The following is a 21,156-nucleotide window of genomic DNA, read 5'->3' as shown; positions in this document are numbered from 1 at the left end:
CCCTAGTTGGCCTTGACCAGCCTAAACCTTGTCACGCTCGTTCGAATCGTTCCTCATCAGCATGATTCGAGATTTTTTTGAGAATTTTCGGCAAAAGGCTAAAACGCGTCGCTTTACCTGCTTCCACCAACGCAATAAGGAAGCAGGATGTCGTCCCAGGTCACAACGAAACTTAAGGTTACAGAACTTTTCGCAGGTGTCGGAGGATTCCGTCTCGGATTGGAATCTGTTCATGGCACACCGTTTGAGGTCACAATGAGCAATCAATTCGAGCCGTCGAAAAAAGTCCAGCACGCAAGCAATATCTACAAGGCGCGTTGGCCCGAGAAAGCGCATATCAACGAAGACATTTTCGCTGTCCTCGCTTCAGAATCAGGCCAACAAGCAATACGAGAAGCTGCGCCCGACGTGGTGTGTGGCGGCTTTCCGTGCCAAGACTACTCGGTAGCTAAACCGTTGTCTCAATCGAACGGTCTTGCAGGGAAAAAGGGTGTCCTCTGGTGGTCCATCGCAGCGTTACTGAAGCAGCGAATTGCTGACGGCGAACCAGTCAAATACCTCGTACTCGAGAACGTTGACCGGTTGATTTCCAGTCCTGCATCGTGCAAAGGGCGTGATTTTTCCGTCATCCTCGCTACGCTAAATTCACTCGGATATGCGGCTGAATGGCGAGTCGTCAACGCAGCTGACTACGGTTACGCGCAACGTCGTCGACGCGTTTTTATTGTTGCTTATCACAAGTCGACGGACGCATATCGGACCTTGCATCAGACCTTACGCTCGAAGGGTCCCGAGTCTCCTGATTCAACGTGGCTGTCTCAGACCATTCTGAACGAGGCATTTCCGAGCGTTCCGCGTAACCCTTTAGACGGCGCCGCTCCGGCACTGAACATTTGCGCTGAGCCATTCGACGAGCAGTTGCAATATCGCCCTCTCTCGAACGGGAAATCGCGATTTTCAAACTGTGGGGTCATGCTCGACGGTGAAGTTCGAACTTTCGCGGTCAATGCGACAGACATCGCCGACTTCACCGAGTTCACCGGTCACGCCAAACCACTCACGCTTGGAGATATCGTCAAAGAGACTGGCCCGGTTCCGACCGCTTTCTATGTGAAACCGGAGGACGAAGAGAAGTGGCGCGCCGCAAAGGGTGCAAAGAAGACGCCTCGCACGAAGAACGGTTTTGAATATAACTATTCAGAGGGCGCGATGGCGTTCCCTGACGATTTAGACCGTCCGTCACGGACGATTATTACGTCGGAAGGCGGCACTACTGCAACACGCACGAAACATGTCATCCGTGAGTCTAGTGGCCTGCTTCGCCGCCTGACTCCCGACGAGCTCGAAGCGCTCAACGGATTTCCGCGCGATTTCACCGCTCAACCGGGAGTGTCCGACGCCACGCGTGCACTACTCATGGGGAACGCGCTAGTTGTGCCTCTCGTGACCCGTATTGGCGAGGCGTTACACAAAGCCCACATCCGATACGCGAACGCAAGATAAAACGCGCAGCTATACCAAACACACGAAAATAACTGAAGGACACAATGATACTCGACCCACAACCTTTCCGCGAACGCGTCCACGGCGAAGATTACGAGGAATCGCAACGCTACTACACCGACGACGCTATGGCCGATATTGGCGATGCGGGCGCAGACTATCCATCGCGGGATTTGCAACGCGCCCTTAGCGAAGCTGCGCGCCTCATTGATGTTCACGATGACGGGACTTCCGCCTACTACGAATCCCTTGACCCAGACGTTGTAGGCACATGGGTTCTAGGTACCTCGTGGAATAACCCTGCCTCGTATGACGCCGAAAATGTAGCTCTGATGCGAGATGTGCTCGAACAATATCGCGACGTGATGCGTTGTGCTTCCGTGTACGCCGACAACACATACGACGATACCTGGCGCTTGCTGAACGATGAGAATTGGCTAGATACCCTCAGTTTCTCGGAACGCCAGTTTGCAATCAACAGCCTCCGACACCCAGGGTTGCGTAGGGCTGCTCAGGCGCTTATCGAGCGCAGGCGATTTCGTTCGCGTCTGTGCAAACACGACAGCGCTCGCCAGGCGCAACATTCGCGTCTGACTCCTGTCGACTGGCCGCAGCTGTTTGAACCTGTCGAGCCGACAGAAGATACCGGCACGTACGGTCGCGTCCTCTACGAAGAGCTACCCGAGCGAATCCAGGATTTGATTGACGAGCAATCTGTTCTCGTCATCCGATGTGACTCGCTGAACGAGTCCGAGCACTCGGCACTCACCCACGCGGCGTCAAAGCTCATTTTCGGCATTGACGTCTCTGGAAAGCCAGCCACTTTCGAAGTATTTGCAGGCGGTCTGTTGCGGATTCCAGTTATCGCGAACCGCAATCTGCTAAAAGAGATTCGAAGCCACCTGACGGTTGTATACGTGTTCGCAGACCACGCACTTCTCGTCGAGTATCCGTGGCGTGGCATGACGGGAAAAGCGCGAATCGCCTCCGCAGAGTCTTTAGAAATACAGGCCTTCAGGAATCCGGCTCTCGTGCCTTCTACCGTAACGAATGACCTTCTTCCATGCAGGTTCATAGTCAACCGCGTAGAAGGACTGCCGACGAGTCGTCTGGACCTCTGGGCGGACGACGTCCCTTTCTGAGTCATCCGCACGCGTATTTCACATACCACACCACTCGACATCATGTTCAACCACACCAACTCTGCCGCGCCGCACGACGACGTCCTGCGACTTTTCGAGTACGCCAAATCATTGCTCGACCTGCATCAGGACACGGGCGTCGAATTCTGGAGAAACATCGATGAGACCGCTCTCGAAGTTTGGGTCCGCGAGGACCACGCTGACAAATCGAAACTTCTAGACTCGCGCGACACGCTTACAGACCTGAGAGAACTGTTGTCTAGGCATCTCGCGAAGATGCGATGCGCCGCTGAATGGGTTCATCGCATCATTGAGGTGAGTGGCAACTCTCACCTCAAACCTGAGGGCAACTATCGTCCTCCATTCTGGTCCCTATGCCATGACTATCCTGCGCTCATTCGGGACTGTTATCGGCACGAAGACTTGCCGCACGCAATCTTGACGCTGATGAACAGGTGGTATCTCCCGTCGCCATCAAGCGACGCGGCGGGTGTCACGCAATTTCTGCAACACACGCTCATCAAGACGTCCGACAGCGAACCGCTTGCCCGTTTCCTTGCGGAGCCTTGGCTAGCCGGCAACCGATTTTATGTCGACCGCGACTTGCTCCAACCCATCATCGGGAACGCGACCAACGAACGGAAGGTTTTGATAATACCCCGGTTGAAAGAGTGGCAAGAGAGTTCACACGCGCTGACATCAGCGAACGCTACGCCTGTGATTGAGAAAGGCACGTCAACAGAGCGACTACTCGAAACATTCTCCGATGGCTTGCTCCGCCTTTCGATACTGGGCAGTAGCGAATACCTTGAGTTGGTTCGGAGTCGCATCGCCGTGCTGTATCTGCTCGATACCGGCGCATTGTTCGTGGAATACCCGTGGCATCGTTTCGGTTCTGGTCAACGTAGGTTAGACCAGCCACACGCCATCGCGTCTGGACAACTTCCAGTTGAGGGAGCGCAATACCCAGTCGAGCGACGTGACGAGATGGCAGTAGCCGTAAACTGGATTGGAGAACGCATCACCGAGCTACCGAAATGGCACGTCGATACGGGAAGGTCATCAACCTGCTAGGCGAGCTGTGCTTGCCCCGTGCAAAGCCAGTGAATGTCGAGATTGAAGGCAGCGGCGAGACGCGTACAGACGTCTAGCGGTGGGACCGTGATTCCGCGCAGCCAATACCGCACGTCGTCTTCACTCACACCTAACCACTTCGCTGCCTGCGCCGAACTGATGCCGGCCTGTTTGAAGGTTCTGTCAAGGCGAGCGGCAAGAGCTCGCCTGAGGCGGTTGTCCTCGACACTACGTTCGAGGTGACCGATATGCCCTGTATTTTGACTCATCCTGGTTGATGTCTCTCAGCATATGTTTTTATGTAAATCCGGCACCGACTCATTCGCGGCGCCGGATGAAGCTACACGTTCGTCGTTACATCGTCGTGACGCCAAGTTGTGTCCCCTCATCAATCTGTAAGCACCCGACATAAGTTGCGCTGGCGTTATCACTATTCCTCTGCCACCACATTGGTGTCAAACGGAAAATAAATTGTGGCGTTGCACAAGCTAGGTTAAAGCGTTTCCCTGGGTGCCAGAGACCGACGATTCCCACCAGGGTTTTTCCCTACATCACCTCTATATGTCAATGCCATCAAGACATTCTGCATTGTGAGTACACGCCGCAAGGTGCCGACAGCCGACAAACGGTTGACATCCGCGCACGCGACCTTAGAATCAAATCTGCTGCACCGCACCAATATTTTCGGCTCTGTGGCTCGTTGTCCGTGATTCCCTTCGTCGGCCGCCCGGACATGCGCCATTTCATCCCTAAGGAGTTCGTATGAGCAGTCTCGTGCCTGAACAACTGGTAGTTGCGCAGAAAGCCGCCTTGGAGGCAACGTTTGGTTTCCTGACCAAAGTTTTCGAGGGCAGTCAAAAGGTGACGGAGCTAAACCTGCAAGCGGTCGAATCAGCCATTGCCGACAATCATGACGTCATCGCCAAGGCATTTACGGCCAAAGACGCACAGGAGCTATACGCGCTGCAGACGCGTCAGGTGCAAACCGCTGCAGACAAAGCGCAGTCGTATTGGCGGCACGTCTACGAAATCATATCCGCTATCCGGGCTGAATTCGCTGAGGATGCCGAAGCGCAGCTCAAGGCGTACCAGCACAATTCGCAGGCGTTCTTCGACGACTTCTCGAAGGGCGCCCCGGCAGGGTACGAGACTGCCGTGGCAACATGGAAGTCATTCGTCAAGACGGCTAACGAGGCCTCCAGCGCCACCTATGAAGCCGCAAAAAAGGCCACGCAGCAAGTCGTGGCGGTTGCCGAAAGCAATGTGAGCGCTGCGTCTTCAGCGTCAACCAGGCGGACCCGTCAGGCCGTTGTAGTAGTGGACGCCGTGGAGAAGCAGTAGCGTTTTGACGTCGGTCACCGACATCAAATACCTCAACGAATGAGCCTTCAGAGACCCGAGGTGTCCAGTACTCCCTGGACGCCTCGATGGCGCCGCATCTCGCGTTAGAAATTTACAGGCAAAGTCGCGCTGGCCGCCACGGTTACTTCGTTTGATTGTGCCCAGCCTCAATCGAGCGAAGTTGCCGGCCCCTTATCGGTCGAAGTCGCGTCGTGGCAATGGCAACAGGGCCCGGACGAACCAACGAGAACGAGCGATGAAAACCGTAGAGAAGTCCTTACGTTCGCTAGTTGAAAAGTGGCTGACACCAACTTCGGCGATGCCCATTCGGGTAACCCGCTTCGGTCGTACAGGCATCAGTAGGAGCCGATACGTTTGCGTTGAGGTACTGCAACCCCAAGGCCCGGTTGCGCTTTTTTTCTTCCGGCACGATGACGGTACCTGGCGCGTGTTCCCGCCCGAGTGAGATCCGGAGAAGCATCCATCGAGCACAACGATATCCGGCATCGTCCCGAGCCCGGCGTCTAACCGAAAAAGCCTAAATCTCGCCAATGTCGTAATCGCACACCGATCTGGACGTGAGGAATAACGCTCTCCGGATTCCGCCCTTCTCACCGACACATGTTTGAGACTTTATGTCTCGATTAAGGCGAACTTGGGTTTTGATCAGGTTGCCGCGAGCCAATCGCACCGAATACAGTTCGCGGCTTTTCAGTTATCGCATCGCCGGAACTACACGAGCGATACCGTTCATCGGTCAGCCTAGCTTGTTTGCCAGCGCGATGTTTTGGGAACGGATAATGCCAGGCAAGAGGAATGCATCAATCAGCACCCACAGGCCGACGCAGCCCAAAATGAAAAGTCCGACGCCGACAAATGCCGTGCATGCGCCAACAAAGGTCAATAACAGCTGAACAATCGCTGTGCCCTTCCGCCCGACATAGAAGCGGTGGCCGCCAAGCGATCCCAGGAAAAACCACAACAGGTAGGCTACGCCGACGCTCTTCTTCTGTGCGTCGTAGAGCATCATATCTCGTGCTGTATCGTTCATATTTTTCCTTCCTTTCGTAGTATCACGCGACGTGGATCCCTCCGCGTCTCAAAAACTTTAGCGGTAACGTGCGACCAGCGCCTGATATCGAACATCACGGCCAAGGGAGCTAAACTCAGGCGATGACTCCAGCCGGCCGACGTCCCGGAATCCTGCCTTGAACGCATTGTTAAGGTGGTCAATCGCGGCATCTGACTGTCCCTGCTTTGCGGCGGTGGACGCCATCTGATACTCAGCGGCCGACCGTCCATCTGCAGGCAGAGGTTCGCTTGCCGGCTTGAACCCACCTCGAACGCTTTGCGTTGTCAATGCCGTTTGCTCCCCAACTGCCACCGATCCAGCGTCATTGCCCCTAGCCTGCACCGTGGCAGTCGGCGCAGCGTGTGAGGTCGACTGCGGCTGAGCGACAGCTGAAGCCGACGGCGCTGTGCTGGCCAGCGCAGCGTTATCCGGCACTCGTCGGTAGTAAACGTTGCCAACCAACGGAACCTTGAGAAAGACCCGGTCCGGCCCGTCGAAGTAAAAGGTCAGGCCTATGCCATAGGCGAGGTCGACCGTTACCTGGCCAGACTTCGCCTCAAACCCATGCACTGACATGTTGATGTCCGTGTCCGGGCTCGAGATTTCCTTCTCGCTGACGACAATCTCGGGCCCGACAGGCATTTGCGCACTGAACATCTGGACGCGCTCCGCACGCCAATGCCCAAGAATCGACGGCGAAGTGGACTTTGAACACGCTGCCGCGAAGGCGAGCGTACTCAAAGCCAGCATTGTTCTCAGCGCCGGTCTCATCACGTAGTCGTGCGGTACTTCTTCACCAACGCTGTGAAGCGCGGGTCATTGCGAATGCCGTCCAGGTCCGGGTCCTTTTGCATCTCGTCGAAATATGCAAACCCATTCAGAAAGCTCGCTTCGAACTGCTTGAGCGCGTCGTCGGTGCGCCCCTGCTTGAGTCGCAAAACAGCCATGTTGTAGTAGACAAGCGACTGCTTCGGATCGCGCGTTGCGGCGTCGTTCAACTCCTTTTCCGCATCGTCGAGCTTGCCCTGCGACATCTGGGCAATCGCGACCTTCACCATTTCTTTCGCGGCGACCTGGTTGCTTGCGGCCTCCGCACCCGACGCGTCGCCTTGGGAAAGCTTGGTATCGCTATCCTTGCGCTGAGCGCTGATGTCTGCATCGGACGGGGAAATACCGACATTCGTGGCTGCGACCGGCGAGCTTACGGGCGTTTCAGCAACCGCCGCTGGAGTTGCCGACGCCACCACGACGGCCGGAGCAGCCATGGCCTGCGCGGCCGCCTCAGGGGCCGAATGCGAATGCTTGTAAAAGAAGCCGCCTCCCGCGCCAACGACAGCGACGACGGCAACGGCAAGCGCCGCAGCAACTAGTCTCTTGTTTGGACCCTTCGAGACCGCAGACACTTGCAGCTCAAGCAACGTCGAGCAATCCGGGCAATGGAGATCCTCGCCCGGCGCACGAACGAAAATTTCCCCAGCGTTAGCCCTTTCGCAATCGCCGATGGTAGGACACTTGTAGGTTGGCATATTCTAGTTTTCAGTCTTGACTGTTGGATGGCTGTTATTCAGCGGCGGCCGGAAGCCCGATGATGTCCCTGATCGGCTTTTGCATGGCGCTCAGGGCCAGATATTCCGGATCCTGATCATCGTCACCGGCCTCAGCGAAGCGCGCCGTAGCGAAGTCGATATAACGGTCGAATAATTTCTGCTTCTCATCCTTATGCTTCAACTCAGATTCGACGCGTCGGCTGACTTCGCGCTCAATCAGGCTCTGGATGTCGGCCGGATGCTCATCGTCAATGATGGTCTGCCATGTGCCGCCGCGCAGCACCTTCGAGGCCGGAAGGCCATTCGCCTTGTAGATGAACGCCCACTCCTGCTCGCCGGTTGTCTTGTTTTCTCGCTGCTTGACCATTTCCATGAGTCGAGCGACAAGCAGGTATGGCTTGCGCTTCGCCTGCGCAGCGACTTCCGCCGACGAACGCGCGTAGAGTGGTGGCAGTTTTTTACCATCTCCGTCGCTATGCAACAGATGTGACTCATTGAAATCGCTGAGCAGTCCGTCGTAGTGTCGCTTGAGCATCGACAGCGTGTCGATAAAGCGCACTGGCATCAGCGACGCGATTTTTAGAATAACGATTTCGTTCGGGAGCTTGCCCGGCGCAACAACCGTATCCGATGCGGGGTCCTTCTGCTGTTCGAACAGCGTCGTGAGGGTCGCGTGGAAATCCTTCTGACTTTCGCATTCAGGCAGGAAGACCGCCACCGTGTTCGCCGTTCCACGTGAACCGCCAGCGTTGTTCGACACCGACCGGTCAACTTCCGTCTTGTTGTACTGGATCATTGTGCCGGACTTCTCGTACAGCCCCGACACGAATGCTTTCAGACCATTCGCGTTAGCGTCATATTGCTTTTGCAGACGCTCCACAATGTTGACCTGCAGCACCGGCGGCAGCGTCTTCGATATCTCCGCGTGCGCCATCTCGACAATCGTGGCGGACGTTTGCGAAATCGTGGAAATAATGGATCCGAGCGACACGTTCCGTACGAGCTTGTCGAACGAATCGACCTCCGCCCCTGCGAGATCAATGACGGACTGGCGCACCTTCTGCGTGCGCGCAACCTGGCTCGGTTCGTCGACCACGACCGCCTTCATGATGTTGCTGATTGCGGTACGGTCGAAGATTCGCTGCTGATAAATAGCATCCGCGCCTGCGAGCCGCGCTGCCTGCTCCTGATGCACCTTCTCTGTGGCCGCAGCAAGCGTCTGGTGCAAATCGTCGATGTGACCACGCAGCGAAGTGAGTTCGTCCTTGATGAAAGGAACGAGACTGCTGGCGAACTTGTGCCCTTCCTGCAAAGTACGCATCGCGTACAAATCCTGATAGCGGGCAGTGATCTCAGAGAACAGCGCACCACGCTTATCAGTCAGGTGCTGACCGAAGAAGCCGACCTTGTTGAACTGGGTCGACAACTCGTCGATGTTCTGCTGGACGGCCGCCTGGGTCGTCGGGGCCTTTGTGAGCTCGTCCGCGAATACGGCAAGACGCTCACCAAGCAGCGCAATCAGAGCGTCCGTGAACTGGCGCAACTGGATCAGGGAATGGGTGCCGATTTTCCAGCGACCAAACAGCTCTTTCTCGATCTGGCGTCCGATATGACGAGCCATCTCGAGTCGAGCGTTTCCCTTGATTTCGTAAAACTTCCGAACCCCGCCAAGCTTTCTGTAGGTTTCGTCAAAAACCTTCGCCAGACGAGTGTTGAGCGCATGCGTCCAAGTCGTTTCCTCGAGCGTGGAGTCGTTCCTGATGTCCGGCGCGACAACGCCAACGACCTGCTTCCAGAACTCATTGGCTGGCTTCCAGCCACCGCCCTTGGCGTCGTCCTCAAGGATGCCGACTTCCAGCATCAGATGCTGATCACTCAGCAACATGTTCTGCAATGTGTCAGGCTTGCGCGCTTCGCTTCCCCAGTCCTTCTGAAGCGGCTCGTCTGCGTAACCTTCGCCTTGACGGAAATTGTTGAACATCAGTTGCCGGGTTGCCTGCTCAGCGAACCCGTACGCGAGATACTCCTTAATCTCCTGCTCAGGAACAACAATGCGCTCGACGCCGAACGACAGGAATAGCTTGGCACGCGCCTTGCCGATTCCGTCTTCGCTTTCGAAGTTTTTGATGTCGTTTTCACCCTTCTCAGCGCGCCCAAGCCCCTCCCACTCCTTGTTCAGGGTCTTCTGATAGATGAACTCTGCAACGATTCGGGGGATTTCCGAGTCGATATCAAACTGGATGTTATGCTCGTTGAGATTGCTCACGAGGTAACAGCCGTTGAAATAGACATCGTGCTCCATCGCGGAGCCGTCAAGGACATTTGCCGGGTGATATTTCCCCACCGCCATCGCGTTCAGTTCGGCGAGGGCGGCATAGCCATTCGCATAGTAATTTGACGAACCAGCGACGTCGCGGACGCGACGGGAATCCTTCTCCGGCAGCAATGCGTAAATGAGGATCCGGTAGCGATCCTGATCCGGATACTTGTTCCGAATCAGCGCGACCGCGTCGACGACAGAGCCGCTACCGGTTCCGCCGGCAAGGCCGCAAACTACGTGAATCACAGCCCCTGCCCGCCCCGGGCCTTCCTGAAGGACGCGCATCCGGTCTTCGACGGCTTTGACGAATTGCGATGCATTCTGTGCAAACACAAGGCGCCCCAGCTTACGACGCTGAGCAGCGCCCGCGATGCCTGGTTTCACGAAATCAAAAACACTCTTGGGCTCAACCCAGTCGCGCAGGCCAGGGAACGAGTTCGGGTCGTCAAGCACCGGACGAACACTGCTGGCCGTGTTGATCATGTACTGGCTACGCGCGAGATCGATCTCCTTGCCAAGCACCTTCCACTCGTCGTGTTTATCGACCTCATCAGTCGATGTGTCGACGTAAAGATACTCGAACCTCGCTTCCGACGCGCTGTTTCCCTGTGCGTCCTTGTTGCGCTCGATTGTCTTTCGCAGGTTGCGGATGATCTTGCCGCCAGACCCACCGAGTCCAATAATCAGATGGTTATGTTCCATTTCTTCGAAGTCTCTAGTACGTGCAGTACGAACCGCCCATGGGCGGCCGCGAAGGATTATTCGTGCGCGAGGTTGATCTTGAGGTAGAGGTTCTGGTCGCTTCTTGTCGTATGCTTCACGACGTAGGATGCAACCTGGCCGCCCGCAGCCGGTGTCTGATCGTCGCTGAAGACGATGCCCTTGGCGCTATATCCGGCGGTGTCGGCTTGCGCGACCTGTGCGGCGCAGCCAGCAGTTTGATCCGGTGCAAACGCGATACCCTTTGCGGCGTAGTCAGGCGACGCGCTTGCAAGCTGGAGAGGAGCCGTAGTGTCCGAAGCGGGAGCCGCAGCAGCATTCACTGTCGCGCTCGAGGCCTGGCACGAGCCAGCATCCGCAGTCTTCAGATTTGCCGGACTGGAAATGAGGTCAGGCGCTGCGGTGCGCAGGCGGCGCGTAATATCGCCGTGTGCCCGTTCTGGCGACAGATACACCATCAGCTTTTCCATACCCGGTTTGTCGTCGAACTGGAAAGAACCTTTGGCCGGGAAGAAAACAATGCCCATCGCATCGACAAAATTATCCTGCGACGGTTGCGGATAGATTTGTGTGACGCTCCCGTCCGGTGCCTCATTTAGGATATACACGTACGAAGGACGGTTGACCTTGACGCCAAGCTGAAACTTCTCGCCACTCTTGAAGATTCGACGCGTGAGTACGTCGTGTGTCGTGCCGTCGTCGGCTTTCAGACGGACGAAATAGCTCGCACCAATCTGCGGCACACGTTTTTTCTTCTGCGAAACCTTCATCGGCGCCGGCGCCTGGCTATCCACTACTCGCTCGTTTGACGGACTTTGCGCCGTCGCGACATCCGCGTTTGCGTCGGCGCCCTGCTTCTGCCCGGTTCCAACCGCCACGACGGTATCGTTCTCGGAGAAAAAGAGAGACTTAGCAGAATAGGCCTCTTCTGCAATAGCGTGCGTGGTCAAGGCAACGAGTGAGAGAGCCAGGATTGAATGTCGCATATTTATCCTCGAGTTTTCAGGCGCCTCATAAGCGAGCGCCACTGGTAGTTAGTTGATTACGCTCTGTTCGTCTGGAATCGTCGAGTATTGGCGGGGCGTCTGATGTTCCTTGCCCTTGCTCGCCTCGACCGCCTTGCTGGCCGTGAAAGCGCGCGCATTCCGGAACGCCGGACCGAGTTGACCGTTGTTGCGATCCAGATATGCGAACAGGGACTGAGTGAAGAACGATCCCTTGAGCTGTCCCTCGCCGGCAATCGGGCTCTCAAAGGTGCTTCCTGCCGCAGGCCCCCATGACCTTTCGTTGACGCTCGTTGCCGTGATAATGGTGTAGCCATTCCGACTGCGATCAATGGTCGTGGGTGCATTTGTTGCACCGACTCCAGCGCCTTTGTCCGCATGGTCAGCGGCGAAGTGGATGCCCTTGGACGTGAAATCCGGTGTCGTCCACGAAGCCAGAGAAATCCCTGCGCGCTCCTTTTCACCACCATTCGTTTGCAGAATGTATGCGGAGCTTTCATCCTGGATGTCGTCGAGCATGTCGCCGCTATAGCAGGTGTCAATCAACACACGCGTCGAATGGCTTGGCCTGCGCGCGACGTTCTGAACCAGTGTGTCAGGAACTGAATGCTTTTGAATATAAAGATAAAATTCCGTCTCATCATTCATCTGCATTGTGTTCTTGTCACCAGAGTCGTAGGTGACAATAGACATTTTTCGATAGTCCTGACCGCCAGGCGTCGGAACAGGCGGGGTACCGTGACTAGAGATGTAAATGAAGACGTCGTCGTTAGGACCGATATTCCTGTCAAGGTTGGTAAGCGCTGCCTCGATATTTGCTTTCGTAGCTCGCTCATCCAGCAACGTTGTTACCGAATAGCCCGCCCGCTTTAGATACCCCTGCACAACAATGGCGTCGTCCCTGCCCTGAATCTCTTTAAGATGATACGGATCGGCAAAATGATTCAAACCGACAACCAGGGCGCGCTTAACGGGAACGTTCGACCTGGGTGGGCCGTCGTGTGCATATGAGTCAAGCGCCTTGCCGGCCGCAACTTCCCAGCGCTTTTCCTTGATGTTCTGCGGATAAAACGGTGACGTGGACTTCATGCCAACGATTGACTGCACAATCGTGAACGCCTGATCAACCTCATCCTCGTTTCGGTAGCTGCCAGTCAACTGGACACGCCCTGTGGCGTCACGGGATATATCCGCGCGCTCAAGCCCGTGTTCGCGAAACTTGACCTTGATTCGATCAAACAAGGGCTGTGGCACGTTATAAGTGTGGTAGGCGTTCTGATACCCCGGGAGGCTGCTGGCGGCACACGCGGTCAGCAACAACGAACCACACACGATGGCGACGCGCGCAAGAGATAAGTTCATCACGTACAAGATAGAACGTGGTGGCGGCCGCCCATGCAAACAGGAACACATGTCGACGGACAACGCCACCGGTTTCAGGAATGGTTTCGAACAGCCATGGGCGACCGGCTAAGGCCGGTCAGCCACTTCGTTATTCCGTGACGGTGAATTTCTGCGACGCGATTGATGGAGGGCGGTCTGCTGCGGCTACGCTGAATTCAACGCGGTAGACGCTGCCGACCTTGGCATCGTGCGGGATCGGAACATGGACGGTGTCCTGCTGCTCGCCGGGTTCAAATGTGTGCTGCTCGGACGTGCGGCCGGGGAAAGGAACTTCAGTTTCCTTCTCATCTGAGACGATGTACAGCTTGCGCTCGATCGTCACAGGTGCTTCCGCGCCATCCGGAGTCATCAAAATGAACGAACTGTTGACCTCGGCCTGTCCATCGGCTTTGATTGGACCACCCACCGCGACAGATTCGGCGCGAATGATGACTCCCTGACTTGCCTTATATTTAATCTCCCGCTTCACCTTGTCATAGTCCTTGGTGCGCTGCATGTTTGACTCAGGCAGCCATGCGGGATTCTTCTTGAAGCAGGTGTTGACCGCAGTGTAGTAAGCAGTCGCAAATCCAGCAATACCGCCTACCGCCGCTCCGATGATCGCGCCTTTGACGGCGTCATCCTTTTTATGAGTGACAAGCATCGCGGTCAAGCCTGTCAATGCGCCGATGCCGACGCCTTTTGCCGTTGAAACAATCTGTTCGTGCTTCACGCAGGAATTCAGATCGTCGTTAGCGGACTCTTGCGCGCTTGCGCCAAATCCTACAAACAGCAGCCCCGTCGCGACAGTCATACAGACTGCCGTCTTCATGTGTTGTTTTCTGGTCATGATTTATCGCTTGTATTTTTAACGACTTACCACAGCGTCGCCGGCCCGCGACAGCATGTGGCTTGGCAGTTCGCCACCACACCTCGTACTCGCGCGGACGCCCTACCCTCGGAGCACCACGCACGAAAGGATTGTCGGCCAATCCGAATGAAACTTTAGCACTTAAGTTGAAAATGATCCGACTAGCTCCACTGCGCGAGAAACGGCCAATGCAGCGATGAAAACTCCGATCAAGAAGATGAGCACGAAAATGAGATCGCAAACGTTTTCCGTTATCGATTTTTTTGATAAATCCAATTGTTTGCGGACAGGATTTCCAGCAACCGGCACTGCGACTGCACAAACATGAACCGTGTGCGCGAGAAACGGCGCTACGCACGATATCTTTTGGAGATATGAGATGCGGTTCTTCTCACTCGGCTAAGTGGTAGCCAGGCTAAGCTTAGCCCTATCGTCCGAAAAGCGCGCGTCAGATGAGGTTCCACAAGGTGATCCGGACCGCTGTCCGCGTGACCTCACCCGCGACTGCACCCGTTATTCCTGCCAAGCCCCCGTTACCTGCCTGCCGAACGCCCCCGGGAGCACCAAGCTGTTGCTTGAGCGTCTTGCTGTCGCGTGCGTACTCATCCGACATAACACCTCGCTCGGCCTCAATCTCTTCGCAGAAACTCGCCGCGTCAACACGCAGAAGCCACGCGGCAATCCCTTCGGCATTTTCACTAAACTCGGCCGACATTGCCCGCACTTCCGCCGCCGTGTGAGTGTGCCCAGTCAGCACTCTCCACCAGTTCGCGGGGAGCATACTGCGCGCGATGTATCGCGGTTCCCCGATGACGATTAAGTCGATCAGCTGACAACGAACCGTCAAACTTTCAGCGTGCGCAAGCCCCTATCATAATGCGCTGCAGATGCACTCAACCGACCCGCCGAGAAATTGTTGTGACGACCCAAAGTTCGCGGTGCTCTGGCCGATATTTCCTATGGCGGTTACGCCATGTATCGATTCTCGCTTGCATTTTTTCGCCCATATGGTTATATTTTTTATAACAATGAACCTGAGAGAGATGAACCGAGTGGAATACGCTGACCGGACGACCATGCTGGCGACAGCTACCGGTCCGGTCGGCGTCACTCTGAGCACTTGGCTAACCTGCTATCCGATATTTCAAGGGGCGCTGCAACACGGGGAGACAAGTTTTCGAGCGCTACCTCATTACGTCAAGCGTCCGGTACTAAAGCGGACAGCCACGAACCCAGATGCGCTGGCTGTCACATCGGAGATTCTCAACGAAGTTCGCGCCGCTTATGTGGAACTCAGCGCGACTTGTGTGATGGAAGCGATAGAGAGCTACCTTTCGGCCGGCATGCACAACGAAAACTTGCAGAACGTCCGGTCGACAATGCTTGAGACCGTCGCTGCACAATTTCCACCAACGAGCGTGTCCTTGGTCGCAAGGCAACCTTGCTTGCTTAGTCCCGGCAAAGGCATCTTCCTTGAAGGCTGGACGCGCTTCTTCGCGTATTTGAAACGCAACGACAAGACGATACCGCTGCTCGCAGTCGATTGGCCCAATTTGTATGAACGCTTACCGCAAGTCGGTGGCTTCCTCGACAGCGCTGCAGCTGTAGCAAACAGACGCCGATAGAACCCAACGCGGCAGCAAGCCAGCCAACGTCTGAACCCCATGTCCGATAGTCGGACTTCCTCTCGAACGGCGGGACCGCCTCCCGCCGTTTCGTGCACGTGCTGCATCCGAGAACGTCCATCGACAGCGATCTCCCGCAACGAACGCTCGAGCCCCCAAAATTTTTGCGTCCCAGCCCTAAAGTTCAACGACGTTTCGTCGTTATCACGTCTTGTGGGTGCCTGCTGTGTTGTCACGCCCATTTTGTTATGTTTTTTATAGCACCCTAGAAGCGGCCAGCTCTGCGTCAGCGCTAGGGACAAAGGAAAGAACAATGAAATCAACGAGCAAGCGCCTCACACAAGCATCGATCTCCCCATCGGTAGCACTCCTACTGGCAGCGTGTGGAGGCGGAGGTATCCATCGCAGCACAAGCTACGCGTCGACGAACACGTGTCGCAAGCCCGCGATCAATTAGTTATAGTTTTTATACCAATGAACCTGAGAGAAACGCCGCAACTGGAACGCACCGCCTCGGTTTGCGAGATTGCTAAAGCATCCCGATCGGTCGGTTGCGTTCCCCCCACGTGGCTAGCACACTACCCGACGTTTCAAGATGCCCTGCAGCATGGCAAAACGTCGTTTCGCAATCTACCGCGACACGTCAAGCTGGTCACGCTCAAACGCACGACCGCAGACGTGGCGGAGCAAGCTATTGCATCAACAATCTTGGATAATGTTGCGGCCTCTTTTGTTGAACTCTCGACAGGTCTCGTAGAAGACGCCGTTCGACAATATCTTTCGATGCAAACAGGTAGCGCAAATTGGCACGCCAGCCGCAATACCACGTTGTTTGATGACCTCGCCGGACAAATCGTAGACGTCAACCAGCCTCATGTTGCGAGACCGCCTTGCGTGCTTCGACCCGGACGGGGCATTTTCCTCGACGGGTGGATGCGATTCTTTTCGTATCGCGCTCGTGGCGATAAAACCATTCCGCTGCTTGCTCTAGATTGGACAAATTTCCACGAGCGACTACTCCGCGCCCTTCATTCTTGAATGGGTTGCCGCCCACCTCAAAAAATTTTTAGCTTTGACCTAAAGTCTGGCAAGGCAGCGTCGCTACCTTTCACCTGAGACTAATATGCGAAACCTCAAATTGAACATCGGACTCTCTCTTCCATTACTCGCTGCTTTCAGCACTGCTTTCGCAGCTGCGTCCATCCCGGCACAGTTTCAAGGCGTTTGGACGCCGTCTGCGGCAGAATGTAACACCTATAAGCAGGAGGGTGTTACAGATCAGGGCGTTAATATCGGCACGAGCGCATATCAACAATACGAAACAGGTTGTGACCTTCAACAAGTCGTTCGTGCTGACCGAATTTCCTTCACCGGACGCTTCTTATGTAACGTGGAAGGTAATACGTCTAGCGAGACAAATAAATTCACCCTCTCAAATGGCGTGCTTCGCGTCAATAATTCTCAAGCGCTTCGACGCTGCAAGTGACGCGCATCCAGCAACACTCGGTTATCGCAACCAAAGAAAAATATCGAGCACCCGCTGCGCTTGCAGAGTCGCAGTATCGGCTTGTTCTACCTAAACCTAACTCCGTCTCGTATTTTTTGAGATCATGAAAAAACTGCACAAACTCGTACTTTTCGCGGCCTTCTCGTCTGCAGCGCTATCGGCCGCATTGTCCGTGCATGCCGAAGGCTCTCAGGTGGTTGATATCAAGAAGGCGCGCCAAGCCGTTACTCGTGAAGCGCGCGCAGATCGGGTTGCCGTCAACTGGAAGGGAAGCCAGACGGCGACAGGGGAAATGGCAGGTATTGGACAAGTCATGGCACTGTCATTCGGCGTTGAACCGACCGATGGAGGCAACTGGTGGGCAGATTCGTTCGAGGTGTTCTGGGCGAACGACCACTCGAATCAAATCGGTACGAAGGGCATCCAGCAGATGTCCGTCAAAGACGGTCTGCTTTACGTTAAAAGCCTCGAACAGGGCGACGACGACGCCCAATGCTGTCCCACCACGATTCAGTTGGCTGCATACCGTGTTTCAAATGGAAAGCTGGTCGCCGTAAGCAGCAAAGTTGTGGGCCATCAAAACTCCTGAGGGATAGTTTGCTTCTTTAACCGGCTGATCACCGTCAGCCGATTGCAATACCTTACGTGCCGCTCTCAATATCTATCACAACTTTTGGGGTACAAATTGAAATTCTTATCCGGACTCATTGGGTTTCTGGTTTTCCTATATGTCGCCTACTACCTCTTTAGCACTGTGTTGAGTGCAGCAGGTACGCTATGCCTGATTGGCTCTGCCGCGCTATTTCTCTTGAAAAAGCGTGGTCGAGTCATCTCCAGCTCAAAGGCACAAATTGCTTTACTGGTGTTTGGCGCGATCCTGCTTCCCGTCGGAATAAAGCATCGCTTAAATCTTGACGATATGGAAACTCAGCAGGCCGCTAACAAAGCAAAGTTCAACCAAGAGAAATCGGCCGCACTGGATTCGTTAATTAAGTCACGCTGCGGAGACTATCCTTATATTCCAAAGGAAATTCTAAATGTGGCTCACGCCACTCAGGACTACAACAACTCCGTCGGCGCCTACACAAATTCCGCAGATCACCTTGATGATGCATTAGCCGAACGAAAGCAGAAATATAGCGAGTGCGAAGATCGCGTGCGGAAAGAAAACAATTAGAAGCATCAAAACCAAGCGGCACAGTAGAACCTTAGCACACAGCTTCCCGGCCAACAACGGCAACGTTTTTAGGGGGACCTGCGACCGACTACAGTGACTCAACCCATTGATTCTGAAACTCCACTAATCAAATCGGATATCAGCATGAAAAAACTTTGCACATTTGCATTGACCGCAGCGACTCTCGCCCTTACCACCACGCATGCCTTCGCCACCGCTTACGAGAAGCAAGCATCCGACTACGGATATAAGCGCGTGACTCTCGACAAGTGCGAAGTCAAGGAAGGCACCAGCATAAATGGTTCGAAGTATAAGGAAATTTACGTAACCTACACCGACACCGCCAGCGGAAAAGTTGGGGTCGCACCATGCATCGACGGCAAAATCTGTGAAAGCTTGCAGGTGAAACCGGAAACCTTCACCAAGTTGCAAGGGAAGCGCGCCATGCTCAAGATGGACTCCCGGATTGCCGATTTCAAGACACAATCCAGCGAAGACATCATTATGGGCATCAAGGTTTTGAAATGAACATTCATTTAGTAACGGCCTAGATCCGATGCTCAAGTGAAACGGTAGACGCACTGGGGGCGCTTTCGCGCTAGCTAGCTGTTGGTGCACAGCGCCGCGCCCAACAGCACTAGCGCGCCTTTCACAACATAGGCAGGCAACGATCAGCGCACCAACCAGATCACCCGCCACCATGATCAGGAAACGCTCGCCAATGTTCTGCACATCCCCTCGCAGAAGAAACCAGATGTGATGCAGCGGCGGATTCGCAACCGAATACGCTACTGCCCGTATGAGCAGTCGTTTCGGCGTGGCATCCATCAGTAGCGGACTCATTCCGTGTACCACTCTCTTGAGTGCACCATTGCCGCCGAAAAGCAGGGTGTTCAAAAGCCAGACACCCCGGTGGTAAATAGCATTTGCAAGATTCGCGATAACCGTGCTAACCCAAGCGATTGTTATAAGTGGTGTCGAGCACTAATCGAATCTTGAACAGGCCATCGGACATGCGGGAGCTGCCCGGTTGTGCCGGCAGGAAAGCCAGAATGCCCTTCATTGTGTACAACATGATTAACGCGCCGGTCAGGTCGCCCACAAACATGCTGAAGAAGCTTTCGAACCAGTTTTTCGTCGTACCGGTCAACGCAAACCACAGGTGATGAAACAGCGGATTTGCTATCGAATAGGCGACAGCCAGAACAAGAAGCCGCTTCGGGGTGAGGTTAGTCAGTGATGCACGCAGATCGTAGTACTCAAGCGCAAACCGGTAGACCAGATACGGTGCCAGAGATCCAAGGAAAGCTCCCGCGATGGCGCGCACCGGGTCATGCGGGAACCAGTAAAGAAAATCGGTAATCAGACCGGCAAGCAGCAGGCCGATTGCACCATCGGATCCAACCAGCAAAGTACTGAGAAGCCGAACACCTGACGGCAGGAAAATCCAGTTTATGCCTCGAACGAAAGACGTGTGAGTGAATACCTCCTGGTTGATCCACAGCGAGACCAAAAACGCGATCAGAGTCCCAGTGATCGACCAGAAATGCAAACGTAAGCTAGACATTGCGGCAAACTACCCTTCCATGTTTATTATCGAGCGAATCATAACGCGCCTACATGTCATCCCGCGAGCGCCTATCTTCAACAGCCTATCCTCAACAGTGCGTAAGCAATGACAAGTCCTGCTGATAGCTAAGCGCTGAGTGATCGGCCGTAAGCAAGCAGCACCAAAAGGGCCACTAAATCCACACATCACAAGGTTGGCCTGCGACGTTTGTCCGACGGCCCCTCTTTCGTGCGCGTGCTTTAGGCGCCCGCCTGTCGTTTCGTCGGCAACAGAGCCAGAATGCCCTTCATCGCATACAGCATGATCAGCGCGCCGGCCAAGTCACCCACGAACATCGCGAAAAACCGGTTCACGATGTTCTGCGTGTCGCCTTGCAAGAAGAACCAGATGTGATGAAGCAGGGGGTTTGCAGTCGAATACGCAAGTGCTAGGACGAGAAGTCGCTTTGCTGTGAGATTAGTCAGAGACGAACGCAAGTTGTAGCGCTCCAGCGCCAACCTGTACACGGCGTAAGGCGCAACCGTCGCGATAATGCCACCCGCAAATGAGCGAACGGGGTCATGTGGGAAAAAATAGAAGAAGTCGACGAGCCAGCTCGCCAGAAGCAGGCCAATCGCACCATCGCCACCTAATAGCAAAGTGCTCAGAAGCCTGACGCCTGACGGTAGATAGATCCAGTTCACGCCCCGCACAAACTCGGTGTGCGTGAAGACTTCCTGATTGATCCAGAGCGACAGGACAAACACCACTGCGGTACCAACAACTGAAGCGTAATGCAACCGTAAGCTAGACATTCTGATAGAATCCCTATGGCCCTACTTTGAATGGGCGGCATAATAGCTCGACAAGCTTACGATTTGTCTTGCAATTGAATGCGACCGAGCGTAGCCAATGACACGCCCTGCTGATATCTACCTCCGATTCCTGCAACTGACCGAAGCACTGCGTGGCCTGCCTTCGCTTCCTGCGCTTGATCCGCTAGAAGAAAAAATCCTCGAATTCGTTGCCCGCGTAATGCAGAAAAACGACCGACTTTCCGTCCGGGACATGATGGCTCAAAGCGGACTCGGTTCACCCGCAACACTTCACGCCCGCATCACGTCGATGCGCGAAAAAGGCTGGCTAATACTCAGCGATACCGAGGACGCGCGTCGCAAGCAGATCGAACTCACCCCGGCTGCGCTTCGACACTTCGACAAGCTCGCCGAAGCCTTCGCCAAGGCAGCGAAAGGCACCTGAACAGCCCTCCCTTTGTCGGTTTAACCGACAGTTTGGGTTCCGAGGCACCTGATTCCGTGAG

Annotated in this window: 22 protein-coding genes; 11 read left to right on the top strand and 11 right to left on the bottom strand. The window is 55.0% G+C overall.

All coding sequences use genetic code 11. The annotated features are described in order from the left end of the window. The first annotated feature begins 147 nt into the window (after nt 1-147). From dcm to WN982_RS40775, 3 genes are read left to right on the top strand one after another with little or no spacing between them, the layout of a single operon-like run. Nucleotides 148-1,503, top strand: a complete 1,356-nt coding sequence (gene dcm, locus WN982_RS40785; RefSeq protein ID WP_341317602.1) for a DNA (cytosine-5-)-methyltransferase — start codon at nt 148-150, stop codon at nt 1,501-1,503. Between the two features lie 44 nt (nt 1,504-1,547). Further along, entirely contained in the window at nt 1,548-2,645 is a 1,098-nt protein-coding gene (locus WN982_RS40780; protein ID WP_341317601.1) for a hypothetical protein, read from the top strand. Between the two features lie 42 nt (nt 2,646-2,687). After that, complete coding sequence (locus WN982_RS40775; RefSeq protein ID WP_341317600.1) at nt 2,688-3,719, top strand: hypothetical protein; 1,032 nt, start codon at nt 2,688-2,690, stop codon at nt 3,717-3,719. Here the strand turns inward: WN982_RS40775 and WN982_RS40770 are convergent. After that, nucleotides 3,716-3,988, bottom strand: a complete 273-nt coding sequence (locus WN982_RS40770; RefSeq protein ID WP_341317599.1) for a helix-turn-helix transcriptional regulator — start codon at nt 3,986-3,988, stop codon at nt 3,716-3,718. The two genes, WN982_RS40775 and WN982_RS40770, sit on opposite strands and share 4 nt — an antisense overlap. A 493-nt stretch (nt 3,989-4,481) precedes the next feature. Here WN982_RS40770 and WN982_RS40765 point away from each other — a divergent pair, with 493 nt between their 5' ends. Continuing rightward, nucleotides 4,482-5,060 (top strand): phasin family protein, encoded by a 579-nt coding sequence (locus WN982_RS40765; RefSeq protein WP_341317598.1) that lies wholly within the window; start codon nt 4,482-4,484, stop codon nt 5,058-5,060. Between the two features lie 757 nt (nt 5,061-5,817). Here WN982_RS40765 and WN982_RS40760 read toward each other — a convergent pair. The 8 genes from WN982_RS40760 to WN982_RS40725 all read right to left on the bottom strand — a co-directional run bounded on the left by WN982_RS40760 (nt 5,818) and on the right by WN982_RS40725 (nt 14,692). After that, nucleotides 5,818-6,111, bottom strand: a complete 294-nt coding sequence (locus WN982_RS40760; protein ID WP_341317597.1) for a TM2 domain-containing protein — start codon at nt 6,109-6,111, stop codon at nt 5,818-5,820. 57 nt (nt 6,112-6,168) lie between these two features. Beyond that, complete coding sequence (locus tag WN982_RS40755) at nt 6,169-6,882, bottom strand: hypothetical protein (protein WP_341317596.1); 714 nt, start codon at nt 6,880-6,882, stop codon at nt 6,169-6,171. Between the two features lie 20 nt (nt 6,883-6,902). Then, entirely contained in the window at nt 6,903-7,397 is a 495-nt protein-coding gene (locus WN982_RS40750) for a tetratricopeptide repeat protein (RefSeq protein ID WP_341317595.1), read from the bottom strand. Nucleotides 7,398-7,692: 295 nt separating this feature from the next. Continuing rightward, complete coding sequence (locus WN982_RS40745) at nt 7,693-10,701, bottom strand: tubulin-like doman-containing protein (RefSeq protein ID WP_341317594.1); 3,009 nt, start codon at nt 10,699-10,701, stop codon at nt 7,693-7,695. A 56-nt stretch (nt 10,702-10,757) separates the two neighbouring features. After that, on the bottom strand, nt 10,758-11,597 hold the full coding sequence (locus tag WN982_RS40740; RefSeq protein WP_341317593.1) for a DUF4384 domain-containing protein: 840 nt from the start codon (nt 11,595-11,597) through the stop codon (nt 10,758-10,760). Between the two features lie 156 nt (nt 11,598-11,753). Next, nucleotides 11,754-13,085, bottom strand: a complete 1,332-nt coding sequence (locus WN982_RS40735) for a caspase family protein (RefSeq protein ID WP_341319580.1) — start codon at nt 13,083-13,085, stop codon at nt 11,754-11,756. 130 nt (nt 13,086-13,215) lie between these two features. Further along, the gene (locus tag WN982_RS40730; RefSeq protein WP_341317592.1) at nt 13,216-13,938 is read right to left on the bottom strand and encodes a hypothetical protein; all 723 of its coding nucleotides are present in this window, start codon (nt 13,936-13,938) and stop codon (nt 13,216-13,218) included. Nucleotides 13,939-14,425: 487 nt separating this feature from the next. Continuing rightward, nucleotides 14,426-14,692, bottom strand: coding sequence for a hypothetical protein (locus WN982_RS40725; RefSeq protein ID WP_341317591.1), 267 nt, complete (start codon nt 14,690-14,692; stop codon nt 14,426-14,428). A 337-nt stretch (nt 14,693-15,029) separates the two neighbouring features. Between WN982_RS40725 and WN982_RS40720 the strand changes: the two genes are divergently transcribed. The 6 genes from WN982_RS40720 (at nt 15,030) to WN982_RS40695 (ending at nt 18,814) form a co-directional block, all read left to right on the top strand. After that, nucleotides 15,030-15,602 carry a hypothetical protein gene (locus WN982_RS40720; RefSeq protein ID WP_341317590.1) on the top strand — a complete coding sequence of 191 codons (573 nt, stop codon included), beginning with the start codon at nt 15,030-15,032 and terminating at the stop codon, nt 15,600-15,602. Between the two features lie 474 nt (nt 15,603-16,076). Further along, the gene (locus tag WN982_RS40715; RefSeq protein WP_341317589.1) at nt 16,077-16,640 is read left to right on the top strand and encodes a hypothetical protein; all 564 of its coding nucleotides are present in this window, start codon (nt 16,077-16,079) and stop codon (nt 16,638-16,640) included. A gap of 85 nt (nt 16,641-16,725) precedes the next feature. Further along, a complete protein-coding gene (locus WN982_RS40710; protein ID WP_341317588.1) occupies nt 16,726-17,088 on the top strand; it encodes a hypothetical protein in 363 nt (120 codons plus the stop codon). A 124-nt stretch (nt 17,089-17,212) separates the two neighbouring features. Next, a complete protein-coding gene (locus WN982_RS40705) occupies nt 17,213-17,698 on the top strand; it encodes a hypothetical protein (RefSeq protein WP_341317587.1) in 486 nt (161 codons plus the stop codon). A 96-nt stretch (nt 17,699-17,794) separates the two neighbouring features. Then, nucleotides 17,795-18,286: a hypothetical protein gene (locus WN982_RS40700; RefSeq protein ID WP_341317586.1), complete on the top strand. Its 492-nt coding sequence runs from the start codon at nt 17,795-17,797 to the stop codon at nt 18,284-18,286. 144 nt (nt 18,287-18,430) lie between these two features. After that, complete coding sequence (locus tag WN982_RS40695) at nt 18,431-18,814, top strand: hypothetical protein (RefSeq protein WP_341317585.1); 384 nt, start codon at nt 18,431-18,433, stop codon at nt 18,812-18,814. A 421-nt stretch (nt 18,815-19,235) separates the two neighbouring features. Here WN982_RS40695 and WN982_RS40690 read toward each other — a convergent pair whose 3' ends face one another. Together WN982_RS40690 and WN982_RS40685 are read right to left on the bottom strand one after the other, a co-directional pair. Next, the gene (locus WN982_RS40690; RefSeq protein WP_341317584.1) at nt 19,236-19,853 is read right to left on the bottom strand and encodes a hypothetical protein; all 618 of its coding nucleotides are present in this window, start codon (nt 19,851-19,853) and stop codon (nt 19,236-19,238) included. A gap of 242 nt (nt 19,854-20,095) precedes the next feature. Further along, nucleotides 20,096-20,650: a hypothetical protein gene (locus WN982_RS40685; RefSeq protein ID WP_341317583.1), complete on the bottom strand. Its 555-nt coding sequence runs from the start codon at nt 20,648-20,650 to the stop codon at nt 20,096-20,098. A 97-nt stretch (nt 20,651-20,747) separates the two neighbouring features. On the opposite strand from WN982_RS40685, the gene WN982_RS40680 reads away from it, so the two are divergent. Further along, nucleotides 20,748-21,095 (top strand): winged helix-turn-helix domain-containing protein, encoded by a 348-nt coding sequence (locus tag WN982_RS40680; RefSeq protein WP_341317582.1) that lies wholly within the window; start codon nt 20,748-20,750, stop codon nt 21,093-21,095. Nucleotides 21,096-21,156: the final 61 nt, after the last annotated feature.

Origin of the sequence: Paraburkholderia sp. IMGN_8 (assembly GCF_038050405.1) — a bacterium.
GTDB lineage: Bacteria > Pseudomonadota > Gammaproteobacteria > Burkholderiales > Burkholderiaceae > Paraburkholderia.
Note: the sequence above shows the minus strand (reverse complement) of the source record. Positions and strands in the feature narration are given on the sequence as shown.

Coding starts and splice junctions, on each gene's coding strand:
- WN982_RS40730 (WP_341317592.1), bottom strand. CDS start 13,938: ATGAAGACGGCAGTCTGTATGACTGTCGCGACGGGGCTGCTGTTTGTA.
- WN982_RS40725 (WP_341317591.1), bottom strand. CDS start 14,692: ATGTCGGCCGAGTTTAGTGAAAATGCCGAAGGGATTGCCGCGTGGCTT.
- WN982_RS40750 (WP_341317595.1), bottom strand. CDS start 7,397: ATGGCTGCTCCGGCCGTCGTGGTGGCGTCGGCAACTCCAGCGGCGGTT.
- dcm (WP_341317602.1), top strand. CDS start 148: ATGTCGTCCCAGGTCACAACGAAACTTAAGGTTACAGAACTTTTCGCA.
- WN982_RS40715 (WP_341317589.1), top strand. CDS start 16,077: ATGAACCTGAGAGAAACGCCGCAACTGGAACGCACCGCCTCGGTTTGC.
- WN982_RS40775 (WP_341317600.1), top strand. CDS start 2,688: ATGTTCAACCACACCAACTCTGCCGCGCCGCACGACGACGTCCTGCGA.
- WN982_RS40755 (WP_341317596.1), bottom strand. CDS start 6,882: ATGCTGGCTTTGAGTACGCTCGCCTTCGCGGCAGCGTGTTCAAAGTCC.
- WN982_RS40745 (WP_341317594.1), bottom strand. CDS start 10,701: ATGGAACATAACCATCTGATTATTGGACTCGGTGGGTCTGGCGGCAAG.
- WN982_RS40690 (WP_341317584.1), bottom strand. CDS start 19,853: ATGTCTAGCTTACGTTTGCATTTCTGGTCGATCACTGGGACTCTGATC.
- WN982_RS40760 (WP_341317597.1), bottom strand. CDS start 6,111: ATGAACGATACAGCACGAGATATGATGCTCTACGACGCACAGAAGAAG.
- WN982_RS40735 (WP_341319580.1), bottom strand. CDS start 13,085: ATGAACTTATCTCTTGCGCGCGTCGCCATCGTGTGTGGTTCGTTGTTG.
- WN982_RS40710 (WP_341317588.1), top strand. CDS start 16,726: ATGCGAAACCTCAAATTGAACATCGGACTCTCTCTTCCATTACTCGCT.
- WN982_RS40770 (WP_341317599.1), bottom strand. CDS start 3,988: ATGAGTCAAAATACAGGGCATATCGGTCACCTCGAACGTAGTGTCGAG.
- WN982_RS40705 (WP_341317587.1), top strand. CDS start 17,213: ATGAAAAAACTGCACAAACTCGTACTTTTCGCGGCCTTCTCGTCTGCA.
- WN982_RS40695 (WP_341317585.1), top strand. CDS start 18,431: ATGAAAAAACTTTGCACATTTGCATTGACCGCAGCGACTCTCGCCCTT.
- WN982_RS40765 (WP_341317598.1), top strand. CDS start 4,482: ATGAGCAGTCTCGTGCCTGAACAACTGGTAGTTGCGCAGAAAGCCGCC.
- WN982_RS40680 (WP_341317582.1), top strand. CDS start 20,748: ATGACACGCCCTGCTGATATCTACCTCCGATTCCTGCAACTGACCGAA.
- WN982_RS40685 (WP_341317583.1), bottom strand. CDS start 20,650: ATGTCTAGCTTACGGTTGCATTACGCTTCAGTTGTTGGTACCGCAGTG.
- WN982_RS40780 (WP_341317601.1), top strand. CDS start 1,548: ATGATACTCGACCCACAACCTTTCCGCGAACGCGTCCACGGCGAAGAT.